We start from the raw sequence: 13,076 nt of genomic DNA, 5'->3' as shown, positions 1-13,076 counted from the left end.
CTCAGGCGGCCTGACGCATGGGCGCGACGGCTATGCCGATGTCTTGCATGGCTTCCGCCACTGCTCGGTCGAGCGGGGTGTGCGGGATTTCGCCGATGACCTTTTCCAGGCGCGCTGACGCCAGCCGGTGCGGCTCGAACCGCAGGTAGGACATCGAGACGATCTCGCGCCACATGGTTACGAGCGGGCTGCCGGCGCGCAGCACCCACCAGGGCATGAAGGTGAGTTTCAGCTTGCGGCCGAGCGCCTTTTCGGCGGCGGCCTTGATGTCGAGATCGGTGACGGCGTGGCCGGGGAAATTGATGGCCTCGTAAAAGCCGAGCTTATCGAGATTGCGCGCCAGTGCGACAAAAGCCACCGCGAAGTCGGGCAGATAGGCCCATTCGTGCACGAGCTTGGCCGGGCCGGCGGCGGTGTAGACCCCCTTTTCCATCTTGGCGGCGACGACGAGGTCGAACCAGCCGCCGCTGCCGGTGCCGCCGAAGAAGTCGCCGGCCCTAAGCAGAATGGTGCGCACACGGCCCGCATCGGCTTCGCGACGGAAAAGCTCCTCCATGGCGACACGGATGCGGCCCTTCTCGGTGGTAGGAAGGCACGGGGTCTCCTCGGTGATCACCTGCGGCATCGGCGAGCCGTAATTATAGACAGTGCCCGGGAAGAGATGCAGCGCGCCGTTGGCCCGACAGGCTGCCATGACGTTCTCGGTCATCGGCAGGCATTTGCCCCAGTCGGTATAGATCGGGTTCAAGCCATTGAAGATGATGTCGACGCCTTGCGTGGCGCGGATCAGCGACTGGCGGTCCAGAGCATCGCCGGCGACGGCAATAGCGCCCTTGAGCTCGGCCGGCACCTTGCCGGTGCGGGTGACGGCGCGGACGTCGAAACCGGCGTCGATGAAGGCCTTGGCAACCACGCGTCCGAGCCGGCCATTGGCGCCCAGAATTGCGATCTTGGTCATTGTTCGTCTCCGTTGCTTGCGTTTGCCCGCTTAATCTGACGTCTTCAAAGTCGAATGGAAATTGACTAAGATCGGCACTCTGTTATTCAAAAACGAATGAATGAATTCGACTGGAATCTGATCAAGAGCTTCGTCGTGGTGGCCGAGACCGGCAGCCTTTCGGCCGCCGCGCGCAAGCTCGCATCAAGCCAGCCGACGCTCGGCCGCCACATCGCCGAGCTGGAGCAGGCGCTCGGCGTCACGCTGTTCCGGCGCGGGCGGCGCGGCTACGAACTGACGGAGGCAGGCAGCGCACTCTACGAGCGCGGAAAGGCAGTCAGCGAGCAGGCCAATGCATTCTCATTGCTTGCGCTGGGCTCGGTCGAGGCGATCGAGGGTACGGTGCGCATCGCTGCCTCGGAGGTGGTTGCGGCCTGCGTGCTGCCGCAGATCACGGCGCGCCTTGGCGAGGAAGAGCCGGGCATCGAGGTCGAGATCGTCGCTTCCAACCAGGTCGAGAACCTGCTGCGGCGCGACGCCGACATCGCCATCCGCATGGTCAGGCCGGCGCAGAACGAGCTGATGGCGCGCAAGGTCACCGATATCGCGCTCTGCATATGTGCTGCGAAATCCTATCTCGACCGACATGGACGCCCGCAGAAGCCGAGCGATCTCGTCGACCATCCTTTGGTCGGTTTCGACCGCAGCGATGAGATCGTTCGCGGCCTCACCGCGTTTGGCATCCCGGTCAGCCGCAGCAACTTCCGCTTCAGGACCGACAACCAGATCGTGCTGTGGGAGGCGGTGCGGGCCGGCAATGGCATCGGCATCGGCCAGGAGCCGCTCGCTAGCCGCGATCCTCGACTGGAGAAGCTGTTGCCGGAGGTTCCCTTGCCCGAGCTGCCGGTGTGGCTTGCAATGCACCGTGACGTGCGCACCAGCATGCGCATCCGCCGCGTCGCGGATTTCATGCATGAAGAGCTGAAGCGCTACTCCGCCGGCGCAGGCTCGGCGGCAAATTCCGCGCGGTAAGCGAGGTTCGCCATCAACAGCACGATGACCAGCAGGCCGGAAAGCGCTACGAAGATCGGGCCGAAGCTCGAATGCTCGGCGACGAAGCCGATCGCCGACGGCGCCACCAGGATTCCTGAATAGCCCATCGTGGTGACGACGCTCATGCCGGTGCCGGAAGACAAGCCTTCCTGGTTGCCGCCGGCCGAAAACAGGATCGGCACCATATTGGCGATGCCGAAACCGCAGAAGGCGAAAGCGGCAATGGCAAGATAAGGCGAGGGGGAGAGGCCGGCCACCAACATGCCGGCGGCAGCGACAAGCGCCGAGCCGCGCAGCGTCGCCACCGCGCCGAAGCGGTTGCGCACGCCGTCGCCGAGAAAGCGCATGAGCGCCATGACGCCGGAGAAGGCAGCATAGGCGAGGCCGGCAATCGCAAGGTCGGCGCCGAGCTCCTGCTGGAGGTAGAGCGCGGCCCAGTCGAGCACGGCGCCCTCTGAGACCATGGTGAGCAGCGCCATCAACCCGACCAGATAGACAATTGTGTGCCGCGGCAGCGTAAATTTCTGATGCTCGGCGGCCTGCGGCCTGTCGTCGGCGATGAGGTAGCGAACAGCAAAGGCGATGACCAAAAAGGCGAGCGCCGTCACCGCAATCGCATGCGCGAGATAGCCGTAGTTCTGAATGGAATAGCCACCAAGCGCGCCGCCGGCGAAGCCGCCGAGGCTCCAGAAGCCATGCGAGGACGACATGATGGCGCGGGAGAGCCGTCGTTCGACGATCACCGCGTTGGAATTCATGGCGACGTCCATGCCGCCGATCGAGCCGCCGAAGACGAGCATCGCGAGGGCCGCGAGCGGCACGTTGGGCGCAAGTGCCACGACCAGCAGGCCGAAACTGCCGCAGATGCCGAACCAGCGCAGCACGGGGCGCGAGCCGTGCCTGGAAATGAGATGGCCGCACCAGGTCATCGCCATCACCGCGCCGACACCAAACAACAGGATCAGCAGGCCGAGGGTGAATTTCGAGATGTCCAGCCGGGTCAGAAACACCGGGATCTGCGGCGCCCAGCTGCCGGTGAGAAAGCCATTGGCCAGGAAAATGCCGGCAACGGCCCAGCGGCCGCGCGTCGCGGCTTGCCTTGTGGTTTGCACGCTCATGGTTTGAAGTCCGAATGCTTTGCGCGGCAAATTAGATCGATTCAATTTGTAGTCAAGAAGCGCTATGGCAGAAGCGTTGGACCAAGAGGCGCGGACCTGTGAGGAATGGGCTCTACTTTGGAGATTTGGCCGAAACGCCTCCTTCGCCATCCATGGGCGAAGCAGGAGCGAAGCGACGCGCGCAGACCCTGGGATGACAAAGCAGCAGGGGCGAGCCAAATAGGACCGTTCAATGATCCTTCGGCCGCCTGGCCTCGAACTCAGCCTTCTTGGCCTCGGAGGCTTCGGTCTGGTTGAGCGCCTGCCATTCGGCATAGGGCATGCCATAGATGATCTCGCGCGATTCGTCCTTTGTCAGCGCAATGCCGTCGGCCTCGGCCGCCTCGCGATACCAGTTCGACAGGCAGTTGCGGCAGAAGCCGGCCAGGTTCATCAGGTCGATGTTCTGGACGTCACCGCGTGCGCGCAGATGCTCGACCAGCCGGCGGAAGGCGGCGGCCTCGAAATCGCGTTTCCGTTCTTCGCTGAGTTCGGTCATTTCGTGGTCCCCGGCCTCTCGGCCGTTTTTTAGGCCGGCCCGGTGCGCGAGCCGAACATCTTCACCTCGTGTATATCGGCACGGCGGTCGACGGCGTCAACGATCGGAGCCAATCGCTCCGCCCATTGAACAGCGCCAGCGCGGTCGGCGATCAGGTCCTGACGGATCTCGAGCAGGGCATGGGCATAGCCGTTGACAATGGCATGGCGGAACATGGTGTCGCCGCGCAGCGCGCCGTCATAGGGCTCGTTGTCGCCGACGATCAGCGCCTTGTCTTCGGCCAGCATGTCGATCAGCGGCCGCGCAACGCGGTCGTCGCGGTCCCACAAGATGCCGACATGCCAGGGGCGGATGAAGCCTTGCATGCGAGGGGTGAAGGAATGCACCGAGAAGATGAACGGCGCTTTGCCGGAGGCCTGCGCCACCGAGGAAATCATCGCCCCGACCGCGTCGTGATAGGGGCGGTAGAAGCGGTCGAGCCGTCTCTCCCGCTCTTCGGCGGCCATGGGATAGTTTCCCGGCACGACGGTACCGTCATAGAGCTGGCGGATCAGCGTCGGGTCGTCCTCGCCCCGGTTGGGGTCGATCAGAAGGCGGGAGAAGCCGGCCAGCACGGCCGGCGCATTGAGCGCCGCCGCCAACTCGCGCGTCACCGTCTCGACGCCGATGTCATAGGCGATGTGGCGCTCGAACTCGGCAGCCGGCAGGCCGAGGCTGCCATATTCTTCCGGCAGGTCGCGACGGGCGTGATCGGCCAGAAGCACGATGCCCTTCTTGCGGTCGCCCTCGACGATGTCGAAGGGCGCGAAAGCTGTGGATCGGGTCATCGGCTGAAAACGGTCTGTTCGCTGGCGTCCGGGCGGGGTGGTATCGTCATTCCACGAAGAGGACTGAGGCGCAATGCCGTTGTTTGGCCACGGTTTCTGCAAAGAATCCCGGATGGGACGCCAAATCGTTCACCGGACCCTTCTAAATCGATTGGAATTGCATAAAACGGCGCGTTGACATGCGCCCGGAGTTTGCTGAAAAGGTGCTTCGACGATGCAGATGTGGTTCGCCAAGGGTTTTGGATTGGGTTGCGCCGGCAGGCTGCGCAAGCGCCTGAGCCTGCCGCTCCTGATCTTTGGCGCGGGCCTGTGCGCGCTCGCCGCGACCTCGCCGGCGCGCGCCGACTTCCGCGTCTGCAACGCGACGCAGAACCTGGTCGGCGTCGGCATCGGCTATCGGGCGAAGGCCGGCTGGATCACAGAGGGCTGGTGGCACATCGAGGGGTCGACCTGCAAGACGCTGATCGAGGGGCCGCTGTCATCAAGGTTTTACTATCTTTATGCAGAAGACGCCGAGCGCGGCGGGCGTTGGGACGGCCCGATCAACATGTGCGTCGCCGAAAAAGAGTTCAAGATTGCCGGCGTGAATGATTGCGTCGCCCGGGGCTTTCAGCGCGCCGGATTTCAGGAATATGACACGGGCGAGCAGGCAAGCTGGATGGTCCAGCTGACTGACGAGCCCGCAACGGGCGGCGCGCCAGCGGCCCCCGCTCCGGGAACGAACAATCAATGAGACGTAACCGCAAGGTCAAGATCCTCGCCACCATCGGTCCGGCTTCCTCCTCCGAGGAGATGCTGCGAAAGCTCTTCGAGGCAGGCGCCGACGTCTTCCGCATCAATATGAGCCATACCGACCACGAGCTGATGCGCACGCTTGTCGGCCGCATCCGGGCCGTCGAGGCGGCGGTCGGGCGGCCGATCGGCATTCTCGCCGATCTTCAGGGGCCAAAGCTCAGGGTCGGCAAGTTCGCCAATGGCAAGGAAGCACTGACCGTCGGCCAGACCTTCACGCTGGATGACAGTCCGGAACCCGGCACGTCGAAGCGCGTCTACCTGCCGCATCCGGAAATCCTGAACTCGGTCGAGGCCGGTCACCGTCTTTTGATCGATGACGGCAAGCTGGAGCTCAAGGCGGTCAAGAGCGACGGCAAGTCGATCGCCTGCACGGTGGTCGCCGGCACCGGCATCTCCGACAAGAAGGGCGTCAGCCTGCCCGACACCGATCTGCCGGTCGGCGCGCTGACCGAGAAGGACCGCGCCGATCTCGACGCGGTGCTGGCGGCAAGCGTCGACTGGGTGGCGCTGTCGTTCGTGCAGCGGCCGGAGGATCTGGCCGAAGCGCGCAAGATCGCGCGCGGCCGGGCCCTCATCATGGCCAAGATCGAAAAGCCGCAGGCGGTGGCGCGCCTGGCCGAGATCATCGAACTCTCCGACGCGCTGATGGTCGCGCGCGGCGATCTCGGCGTCGAGATGCCGCTCGAGGCCGTGCCCGGCATCCAGAAGCAGATCACGCGAGCCGCCCGCCGCGCCGGCAAACCGGTGGTGATCGCGACCCAGATGCTGGAATCGATGATCACCGCACCCGTGCCGACCCGCGCGGAGGTCTCGGATGTGTCGATCGCCGTCTTCGAAGGCGCGGACGCGATCATGCTTTCGGCCGAATCCGCCGCCGGCGCCTACCCGGTCGAGGCGGTCGCGATGATGAACCGCATCGCCACCAAGGTCGAAGCCGACCCGACTTATGCCGGCATCATCAACGCCCAGCGCTCGGAACCGGAAGCGACCGGGGCCGACGCCATTTCGCTCGCTGCGCGCGAGATCGCGGAGACGCTGAAACTGTCGGCGATCATTTCCTACACCGCCTCTGGAACAACTGGTCTGCGCGCCGCGCGCGAACGGCCGCAAGTGCCGATCGTGGCGCTGTCGCCGATCGTCAACACGGCGCGCCGGCTCTCGCTTCTGTGGGGTACGCATTGCGTGGTCTCGGAGGACGCTATCGACCTCGACGATATGGTCGACCGCGCCTGCCGCATTGCCCTCGAGGAAGGCTTCGGCAAGCCGGGCGACCGCGTCATCATCACGGCGGGCGTGCCGCTGAGGACGCCCGGCTCCACCAACATGCTGCGCATCGCCTATGTCGGCTCAGAGACGCACTAAGGTATGCCCGTATTCAGGTGGGACCGGCCTGTGAGGCGCGCCTTTCCTGCGCTTCCGGGGCTCATGTGGTCAAGTCGCTCCGCTCCGGTTCTGGGAATCCGCTCTGCTCGGCTCGGCCTAATTTGAATCTCGACACCTTCCGGTCCCGAGCTTAGCCCGGCGCCAGCTCGGCGTCCGGCACCTTCAGTTCCGGGTACCTGTCAGCGCCTTGCGCGTCGCCGGCGATCCGGCTTTCCACAACACTCGCCATCGACTGCAAGTCGACCGGCGCGCCGGCCGCCCTTTCGATGGCGCCGACGACGAGGTCGGGGGCGATCCAGTCGGGCTTGTGGCCGAGATTCGCGACCCAGACCAGCTCGGCGCCGGGAATGTCGCGTTCGAGGCCGACGGAATGGACCGTGGCATAGACCACCTTGTCGCGATCGCCGGAGATGACCAAGGTCGGCGCCTTGATCTCACGGTAGCCAGGCGAGGCAGCGCGCACATAATCGTAAAGTCGGGCCACATCGCGGGCGTTGGCGCGGAAGGCAGGCGGCCTCAGAACAAGCGGAATGGAAGCCTTGCCGATATAGCCCTTCGGCACATTGTTCGGTGAAAACACGCAGGCCGTGGCATTGCCGATCCGCAGCATGCCCGCCGCGTAAGCAATGGTCTCGGAAAACAGCCAGCCGACCACCGGAACAGCCGTCAATTTGTAATACCAGGCGGTCGCGCCGCCCGGCCACGGATGGCTCACGGGCGCCAGGAAGACGAGGCCGAGCGTCTTTTGCGGATGCTGGCGCGCGAAGGCAGTTGTGACCGCGCCGCCGAAGGAATGGCCTATGATGATCGCCCTTGCGATGCCGAGCCGATCCATCAACGCGGCGACAGTGTCGGCCTGCGCCGCCAGCGTTTCGTTGTCGCCGCGCTCCGACCAGCCGAAGCCCGGTCGGTCGAGGAACAGCAGCTCGGCGCGGCCCTCGAGCAAAGGCCTCAGCGGCAGCATCTGGTCCTTGAGATTGGCACTGGCGCCATGGATGAAGACGACAGGCGGCAGATCGGCGCCGGCGGCGGGGACGTGGACATAATGGATGCGGGCACCATCGATGTCGGCGAATGCGCCGATCGGCGGATTGCGGCGCTCGATCAGCCAGACGCCGGCGCGGGTAATGCCGGCAAGGGCGATGAGGAAGGCAACGAGGAGGAGGAGCGCGACGCAGATGAGATACATGCGGAAAGTACGAGGGCGAGTGGATTTAGTTTAGGAGCACGGCGAGTTTGGCGAGCTGGCGGCCTGCTGCCAGCCCAAATTATTGCCCGCTTCAGCTTGGCCGGCCTGTCAACGTCAGGACGAAGCAGGAGCGAAGCTCCGTCGCGAAGCCGCTGGCATCCACGCCGTCACCTTGCGCGACGGCTGCAGGGGAGCAGAGGTCTGCACCACCGTCGCGGCGCGGAAAGTCACGGCATGGTCGTTGGGTCAAGCCCGAGGATGACGAAGAGCTGCCCCTCAAATGCCCTCGCCGGCCAGGTCTTCCGACAGCGTCGAGACCTGGCCCTGGGCGCTGCGCATCATCGGATAGATGGTGAGCACCTTCTGCCAGGCTTCCAGCGCCGACTGCTTGTGGCCGGTCTCGGCCATGATCTGCGCGAGACCGGACAGCGCGCCGAAATGGCGCGGTTCGAGCCGCAGCGTGTGGTCGATGTCCGACATCGACTTTCCATAGTTCTTCATCAGGAAATGCACGGTAGCGCGGCGGTTCCAGCCTTCGGCATAATCGGGCTGCAAGGTCACCACCTGATCGAGGAAATCGAGCGCGACGTCGAATTTCTGGTCTTCCGCCGCCCTTTGCGCCCATCGCATCATCAGGTCGATCGAGGCGCTGCCGGACTGGTTCCACTCATTCCAGATGCGGCCGGCGATGCGTTCGGCGGCCTTCTCGTTGCGCTCGCGTCTGAGATCGGCAAAGAGCTGGTCGAGCCGTCCCTGCCTAGTCGAGGCGACCGGCGGAGGCGTGATGGCGGGCGGCGGCGAAGCGGCGGGCGGCGTGGCCTCATCCTGCGCCGAAGCGGGCAAGGTCGTTCCGGAAAGGACGAGGGCAATGAAGAATGCAAAAAGAATCCGCATGTCCGGAATCTAGTCCCGGACGGCGGATCGTCAAAATGATTTTAGCGTGAGGGTCCGGCGAACCGGCAGTCGACATCAGCGGCGCGGCGCTTAGCGCCGCGCGCAAGTCTCAGCCCTGGCGCGCCTTGTAGCGCGGAGCGGTCTTGTTGATGATGTAGATGCGTCCCTTGCGGCGAACCAGCCGGTTGTCGCGGTGACGCGCCTTGAGCGCCTTGAGCGAGTTCTTGATCTTCATGGTCTTGCCTGTTCGGTCGGGGGCCCGGTCCCGGGCCGAATTTTAAAGGCGCGCCCGAAAAAAGCGCGCCTTGAACTTGCGTGGCTCATAAACGAGGAGCCTTGCCCGTGTCAACCGCAAGCGGGCGGCTCTTATGCCGCAAATGGTGCGCTGATCAAATATTCGCCATAGGTAACGCGCGGCATTGCGCGACTCAGAGGCGGCTGGAATGTTGCGGGCCACGCCAGAGCGGGACATAGGTCCCCTCCGGTTATGTCTATTTGTTTAGCCGCATTTCTGCGACGCCAAGCGATTCCTCTAGGTTGCAGATGCTCTCAGCGAAACGGAGTCTTATCATGCGCCGTCTCTTTCTGCCCGCATGCCTTGTCCTCATCGCGACGGTTCCGGCTGCATGGGCCGAGGACTGCGATCGCAGCGACGACAGCCAGTCGATGATGAATATCTGCGCCAATGCCGATTATCAGGCGGCCGATGCCAAGCTCAACGCCGCCTACAAGGATATTGTCGGCCGCAATGACGAGAAGGCCAACAAGTTGCTGCAGACCGCACAGCGCGCCTGGATCGCCTTCCGCGACGCCGAATGCGCCTATTCGACCGCCGACAGCGAGGGCGGTTCCATCCACCCGATGGAGGTTTCGCAATGCCTGACGGAGCTGACCACGGAGCGCACCAAGCAACTCACCTTTGGCCCCAACTGCCAGGAAGGCGATCCGAGCTGCGCCAGCCCGGACGAGGACGAAGACGTGCAGTAGCCGGCGTTAGCGCCGACGCTCAATGCGCGTGAAATGGCCCATCTTGCGGCCGGACCGCGACTCGGCCTTGCCGTAGAGATGCAGCATCAGGCCGGGCTCGGCGAGCAGCGCCGGAACCTTCAGCATGTCATCGCCGATCAGGTTTTCCATGACACAGTCGGAATGCCGTGCAGGCGAGCCCAGCGGCAGGCCGGCGACGGCGCGGATATGCTGTTCGAACTGCGAAACGATGCAGGCGGCTTCCGTCCAGTGGCCGGAATTGTGGACACGCGGCGCGAGCTCATTGGCTAAAAGCGAACCGTCGGCGAGGACGAAGAACTCGACGCCGATGACGCCGACATAGTCGAGCGCCGCAAGGATTTTTGCTGCCGCTTGCTTCGCCGCCGATGCGGTGTCCGGTGCGATGGCGGCCGGCAATGTCGACGTTCGCAATATGCCTTCGCGATGGATATTCTCGGCTGGATCGTAGGCTGCAACCGAGCCGTCCTGCCCGCGCGCGGCAATCACCGAAATCTCGCGCTCGAAAGCGACCAGCGATTCGAGGATCAGCGGCACATTGCCCATCGCCTCGCAGGTGCCGGCAAAGCCGCCGGTCTCCATGTTGCGGAAGACGCGCTGGCCTTTGCCGTCATAGCCCATGCGGCGCGTCTTCAGCACGCCGCTGCCGCTGAATTTCTTCAGCGCGGCCGTCAGCTGCTCGTCATTGTCCACTGGGCAGAATTCGGCTGTGGGAACGCCGATGCCGTTCAGGAAGCTTTTTTCGGTCACGCGATCCTGCGCGATTTCCAGCGCGCGGGCCGGCGGACAGACGGGAACGCGCGCCGCGAGTGTCTGCGCCGCTTGAACCGGGACGTTCTCGAATTCGTAAGTGACGACAGCGCTGGCGCCGGCCAGTTCGGCAAGGGCCGCCGGATCGTCATAGGCGGCGACGATCTGCCGGTTGGCGACCTGCGCCGCCGGGCAATCGGCCTCCGGCTCCAGCACGACCGTGCGGTAGCCAAGGCGAGCGGCTGCCATAGCCAGCATGCGGCCAAGCTGGCCGCCGCCGATGATGCCGATGGTCGATCCCGGGGCCAGACTCACGGGGTATCTGCCGGTTCGGTGGCGACCTTGGCGGTCTGTGCGGTGCGCCAGGCATCGAGGCGGGCGGCGAGTTTTTCATCGCTCAGCGCCAGGACGGCCGCGGCCAGAAGGGCGGCGTTGGCGGCACCGGCCTTGCCGATCGCTAACGTGCCGACCGGAATGCCGGCCGGCATCTGCACGATGGAGAGCAGGGAATCCTGGCCGGACAACGCCTTGGATTCCACCGGCACGCCGAAGACGGGCAGCGGCGTCATCGCCGCCGTCATGCCGGGCAGGTGCGCCGCGCCGCCGGCGCCGGCGATAATGACCTTGTAGCCGGCCGCCTTGGCGCCCTTGGCGAATTCATAGAGGCGGTCCGGCGTGCGGTGTGCCGAGACGATCAGTTTTTTGTGCGGGATGCCCAGCGCATCCAGCGTTTCCGCCGCCTGGCGCATCGTCGCCCAGTCGGACTGGCTGCCCATGATGATGGCGACGTCGGCACGCTGATCGGTCAAGGTTTTCGCTCCCGGCGGCAAAGGCGCGCCTTAGCGGAATTCGCCGGCAGCCGCAAGGATTGTCGCGGCTGTGGGCCGACGGTGGCGAGGTCTAGTCCGGCCAGCGCAGCGCCCCGGATGAATCCTTGCGCGCCGCTTTCATCGCATCCGCGGGACGCTCCTTCGCGGTCAGAACCGCGCGCAGCCGCTCGGCGACGATCTCGGCCTCGCCGGGATGCAGGTTGCACGGGTCGAGGAAGAAGTGTCCGCGCTCGACCTCATGGTTGCGCACGATGACGGGCGGTGAGCCGGCGGCCAAAGCCGAGGCTAGGCCCGCGGCGGTGAAGCGGCTCTCCGGACGGACGAAGACCTGCAGGCGGTCGAGCGGGTTGGCGGTTGGGTCGGGCACGATCTCAGCGCCGATGCCCGGAATGCCTTGCAGCGCATCCTTCCACAGATCGAGCGCCGCCTCTTCGCGCCGGCGAATGCCGGCATGGTCGCGCTTTTCCCAAGCGTCGAGCGCCGCCATGGTGCCGGCGATGCTTTCCTTGCCGACCTTCATGGCCCGCGCGACGCCGCGATTCTGCAGATAGGCGGCGCGCACCAGGTCCTTGCGGCCGGTGACGATGCCGCTGGTCGGGCCACTCAGGAATTTGTGGCCGCTGTAGACGACGATGTCGGCGCCGCGCGCGAGGAAGGTCCGCAGATCGTATTCCGAAGCGGCATCGACGATCACCGGCACATTCTTGGCGTGGCAGATCTCGCAGAACTCCTCCAGCGAAAGCATGCCGTACTGCACCGTGTGGTGGGCGACGACGTAAAGCGCGGCCGCCGTGCGCTCGTTGATCGCCTCGCGCACGTGGTAATCCTGCGTGACGCTGACGGTGCCCGCCGGAATGACCTTGGCGCCGGCCACGCGGATCGACTGATCGATCGGCGCGCCGTAATTGACGATATGGCCGAGCTGGATGACGACCTCCGATTTCAGCCCTTCGGTGTCGTCGGGCAGCCGTTCGATGGCCAGCAGGTTGGTGCCGGTCATCGCGCCGGCGATCGCCATTGTGATGCCTGAGGCGCAGCAGGCGGTGATGAAGCCGGCCTCGCTGCCGGTGAGACGGGCGACGACTGCGCTCGCGGCGCGCTGCAAATCGTCCATCTCCACCCATTGCGAGGCGATCTCGGCCATGGCGCTGATCGCTTCCGGGACGATGATGGAAGCGCCGAGCGTCGTCATCGTGCCCGAGACGTTGATGATCGGACGGAGTCCCAGCCGCTCGCGGATCGTGGTGTTGGAGCCGTTCTCGGAATAGGTTTTCATGGCAGCAGATCCCAGTGTCAGGCGGCGATCTCGACGACCGCTTCGATTTCGACGGTGATGTTTCCAGGCAGCGAGCCGACACCGATCGCCGAGCGCGCGTGGCCGCCGATCTTGTCGAAGACATCGGCGAAGAGATCGGAGCAGCCATTGACCACCTTCGGGTGATCGCTGAAGGTCGGCGTCGCATTGACGAAGCCGAGCAGCTTGACGACGCGCACGATGCGCCCGAGGTCGCCCGCCGCCGCGTGCATGACGGCAAGCAGGTTGAGGCCGGTGAGCCGGGCATGCTCATAGGCCTGTTCGACGGTGACGTCCTCGCCGACCTTGCCGGTGCAAAGCGTGCCATCGGCGCGCAGCGGCCCCTGGCCCGAGAGGAAGATCAGCCGGCCGCTCTCGGCATGAGTGACGAAGTTGGCGATGGGCGTTGGCGGCTCGGGCAGCGTCAGGCCGAGTTCGGCGAGCCGGGTGTAAGGCGTCATGG

15 protein-coding genes are annotated in these 13,076 nt (G+C 65.0%); 4 read left to right on the top strand and 11 right to left on the bottom strand.

Annotated elements, in window-relative coordinates; all coding sequences use genetic code 11:
- Nucleotide 1 precedes the first annotated feature (1 nt).
- Nucleotides 2-958, bottom strand: coding sequence for an SDR family oxidoreductase (locus tag EOD29_RS16240; protein ID WP_127247195.1), 957 nt, complete (start codon nt 956-958; stop codon nt 2-4).
- Nucleotides 959-1,054: 96 nt separating this feature from the next.
- Here EOD29_RS16240 and EOD29_RS16235 point away from each other — a divergent pair, with 96 nt between their 5' ends.
- Entirely contained in the window at nt 1,055-1,969 is a 915-nt protein-coding gene (locus EOD29_RS16235) for a LysR family transcriptional regulator (protein ID WP_127247194.1), read from the top strand.
- Here the strand turns inward: EOD29_RS16235 and EOD29_RS16230 are convergent.
- The 3 genes from EOD29_RS16230 to EOD29_RS16220 form a co-directional block, all read right to left on the bottom strand.
- A complete protein-coding gene (locus EOD29_RS16230) occupies nt 1,927-3,108 on the bottom strand; it encodes an MFS transporter (protein WP_127247193.1) in 1,182 nt (393 codons plus the stop codon). The genes EOD29_RS16235 and EOD29_RS16230 overlap by 43 nt on opposite strands.
- A 229-nt stretch (nt 3,109-3,337) precedes the next feature.
- A complete protein-coding gene (locus EOD29_RS16225; protein WP_067319384.1) occupies nt 3,338-3,646 on the bottom strand; it encodes a DUF1244 domain-containing protein in 309 nt (102 codons plus the stop codon).
- Between the two features lie 29 nt (nt 3,647-3,675).
- On the bottom strand, nt 3,676-4,473 hold the full coding sequence (locus EOD29_RS16220; protein WP_095799796.1) for an N-formylglutamate amidohydrolase: 798 nt from the start codon (nt 4,471-4,473) through the stop codon (nt 3,676-3,678).
- A 214-nt stretch (nt 4,474-4,687) separates the two neighbouring features.
- Here EOD29_RS16220 and EOD29_RS16215 point away from each other — a divergent pair, with 214 nt between their 5' ends.
- Together EOD29_RS16215 and pyk are read left to right on the top strand one after the other, a co-directional pair.
- Nucleotides 4,688-5,206 carry a DUF1036 domain-containing protein gene (locus EOD29_RS16215; RefSeq protein WP_170950279.1) on the top strand — a complete coding sequence of 173 codons (519 nt, stop codon included), beginning with the start codon at nt 4,688-4,690 and terminating at the stop codon, nt 5,204-5,206.
- Complete coding sequence (gene pyk, locus EOD29_RS16210; protein ID WP_067319379.1) at nt 5,203-6,630, top strand: pyruvate kinase; 1,428 nt, start codon at nt 5,203-5,205, stop codon at nt 6,628-6,630. Before EOD29_RS16215 ends, pyk begins: the two co-directional genes overlap by 4 nt.
- A 151-nt stretch (nt 6,631-6,781) precedes the next feature.
- Here pyk and EOD29_RS16205 read toward each other — a convergent pair whose 3' ends face one another.
- From EOD29_RS16205 to ykgO, 3 genes are all read right to left on the bottom strand, one after another.
- Nucleotides 6,782-7,840, bottom strand: a complete 1,059-nt coding sequence (locus tag EOD29_RS16205) for an alpha/beta hydrolase (protein ID WP_127247192.1) — start codon at nt 7,838-7,840, stop codon at nt 6,782-6,784.
- Nucleotides 7,841-8,116: 276 nt separating this feature from the next.
- Nucleotides 8,117-8,734, bottom strand: a complete 618-nt coding sequence (locus EOD29_RS16200; RefSeq protein WP_067001924.1) for a hypothetical protein — start codon at nt 8,732-8,734, stop codon at nt 8,117-8,119.
- Nucleotides 8,735-8,843: 109 nt separating this feature from the next.
- Nucleotides 8,844-8,969, bottom strand: a complete 126-nt coding sequence (ykgO, locus tag EOD29_RS16195) for a type B 50S ribosomal protein L36 (protein ID WP_040974291.1) — start codon at nt 8,967-8,969, stop codon at nt 8,844-8,846.
- A 335-nt stretch (nt 8,970-9,304) separates the two neighbouring features.
- Between ykgO and EOD29_RS16190 the strand changes: the two genes are divergently transcribed.
- On the top strand, nt 9,305-9,721 hold the full coding sequence (locus EOD29_RS16190; protein ID WP_067319373.1) for a lysozyme inhibitor LprI family protein: 417 nt from the start codon (nt 9,305-9,307) through the stop codon (nt 9,719-9,721).
- A gap of 6 nt (nt 9,722-9,727) precedes the next feature.
- On the opposite strand, the gene EOD29_RS16185 is transcribed toward EOD29_RS16190, so the two are convergent.
- The 4 genes from EOD29_RS16185 to EOD29_RS16170 all read right to left on the bottom strand — a co-directional run bounded on the left by EOD29_RS16185 (nt 9,728) and on the right by EOD29_RS16170 (nt 13,074).
- Nucleotides 9,728-10,804, bottom strand: coding sequence for a 5-(carboxyamino)imidazole ribonucleotide synthase (locus tag EOD29_RS16185; RefSeq protein ID WP_127247191.1), 1,077 nt, complete (start codon nt 10,802-10,804; stop codon nt 9,728-9,730).
- Nucleotides 10,801-11,298 carry a 5-(carboxyamino)imidazole ribonucleotide mutase gene (gene purE, locus EOD29_RS16180; protein ID WP_095778130.1) on the bottom strand — a complete coding sequence of 166 codons (498 nt, stop codon included), beginning with the start codon at nt 11,296-11,298 and terminating at the stop codon, nt 10,801-10,803. The genes EOD29_RS16185 and purE overlap by 4 nt, the downstream gene beginning before the upstream one ends.
- A gap of 91 nt (nt 11,299-11,389) precedes the next feature.
- Nucleotides 11,390-12,595 (bottom strand): aminotransferase class V-fold PLP-dependent enzyme, encoded by a 1,206-nt coding sequence (locus EOD29_RS16175; RefSeq protein WP_127247190.1) that lies wholly within the window; start codon nt 12,593-12,595, stop codon nt 11,390-11,392.
- Nucleotides 12,596-12,612: 17 nt separating this feature from the next.
- On the bottom strand, nt 12,613-13,074 hold the full coding sequence (locus tag EOD29_RS16170; RefSeq protein WP_067001934.1) for a RidA family protein: 462 nt from the start codon (nt 13,072-13,074) through the stop codon (nt 12,613-12,615).
- Nucleotides 13,075-13,076 lie beyond the last annotated feature (2 nt).

The organism is Mesorhizobium sp. M1A.T.Ca.IN.004.03.1.1 (genome assembly GCF_003997555.1).
In the GTDB taxonomy this organism is placed as follows: domain Bacteria; phylum Pseudomonadota; class Alphaproteobacteria; order Rhizobiales; family Rhizobiaceae; genus Mesorhizobium.
This window is presented reverse-complemented; position numbering and strand designations above follow the sequence as displayed.

Coding starts and splice junctions, on each gene's coding strand:
- EOD29_RS16240 (WP_127247195.1), bottom strand. CDS start 958: ATGACCAAGATCGCAATTCTGGGCGCCAATGGCCGGCTCGGACGCGTG.
- EOD29_RS16235 (WP_127247194.1), top strand. CDS start 1,055: ATGAATGAATTCGACTGGAATCTGATCAAGAGCTTCGTCGTGGTGGCC.
- EOD29_RS16230 (WP_127247193.1), bottom strand. CDS start 3,108: ATGAGCGTGCAAACCACAAGGCAAGCCGCGACGCGCGGCCGCTGGGCC.
- EOD29_RS16225 (WP_067319384.1), bottom strand. CDS start 3,646: ATGACCGAACTCAGCGAAGAACGGAAACGCGATTTCGAGGCCGCCGCC.
- EOD29_RS16220 (WP_095799796.1), bottom strand. CDS start 4,473: ATGACCCGATCCACAGCTTTCGCGCCCTTCGACATCGTCGAGGGCGAC.
- EOD29_RS16215 (WP_170950279.1), top strand. CDS start 4,688: ATGCAGATGTGGTTCGCCAAGGGTTTTGGATTGGGTTGCGCCGGCAGG.
- pyk (WP_067319379.1), top strand. CDS start 5,203: ATGAGACGTAACCGCAAGGTCAAGATCCTCGCCACCATCGGTCCGGCT.
- EOD29_RS16205 (WP_127247192.1), bottom strand. CDS start 7,840: ATGTATCTCATCTGCGTCGCGCTCCTCCTCCTCGTTGCCTTCCTCATC.
- EOD29_RS16200 (WP_067001924.1), bottom strand. CDS start 8,734: ATGCGGATTCTTTTTGCATTCTTCATTGCCCTCGTCCTTTCCGGAACG.
- ykgO (WP_040974291.1), bottom strand. CDS start 8,969: ATGAAGATCAAGAACTCGCTCAAGGCGCTCAAGGCGCGTCACCGCGAC.
- EOD29_RS16190 (WP_067319373.1), top strand. CDS start 9,305: ATGCGCCGTCTCTTTCTGCCCGCATGCCTTGTCCTCATCGCGACGGTT.
- EOD29_RS16175 (WP_127247190.1), bottom strand. CDS start 12,595: ATGAAAACCTATTCCGAGAACGGCTCCAACACCACGATCCGCGAGCGG.
- EOD29_RS16170 (WP_067001934.1), bottom strand. CDS start 13,074: ATGACGCCTTACACCCGGCTCGCCGAACTCGGCCTGACGCTGCCCGAG.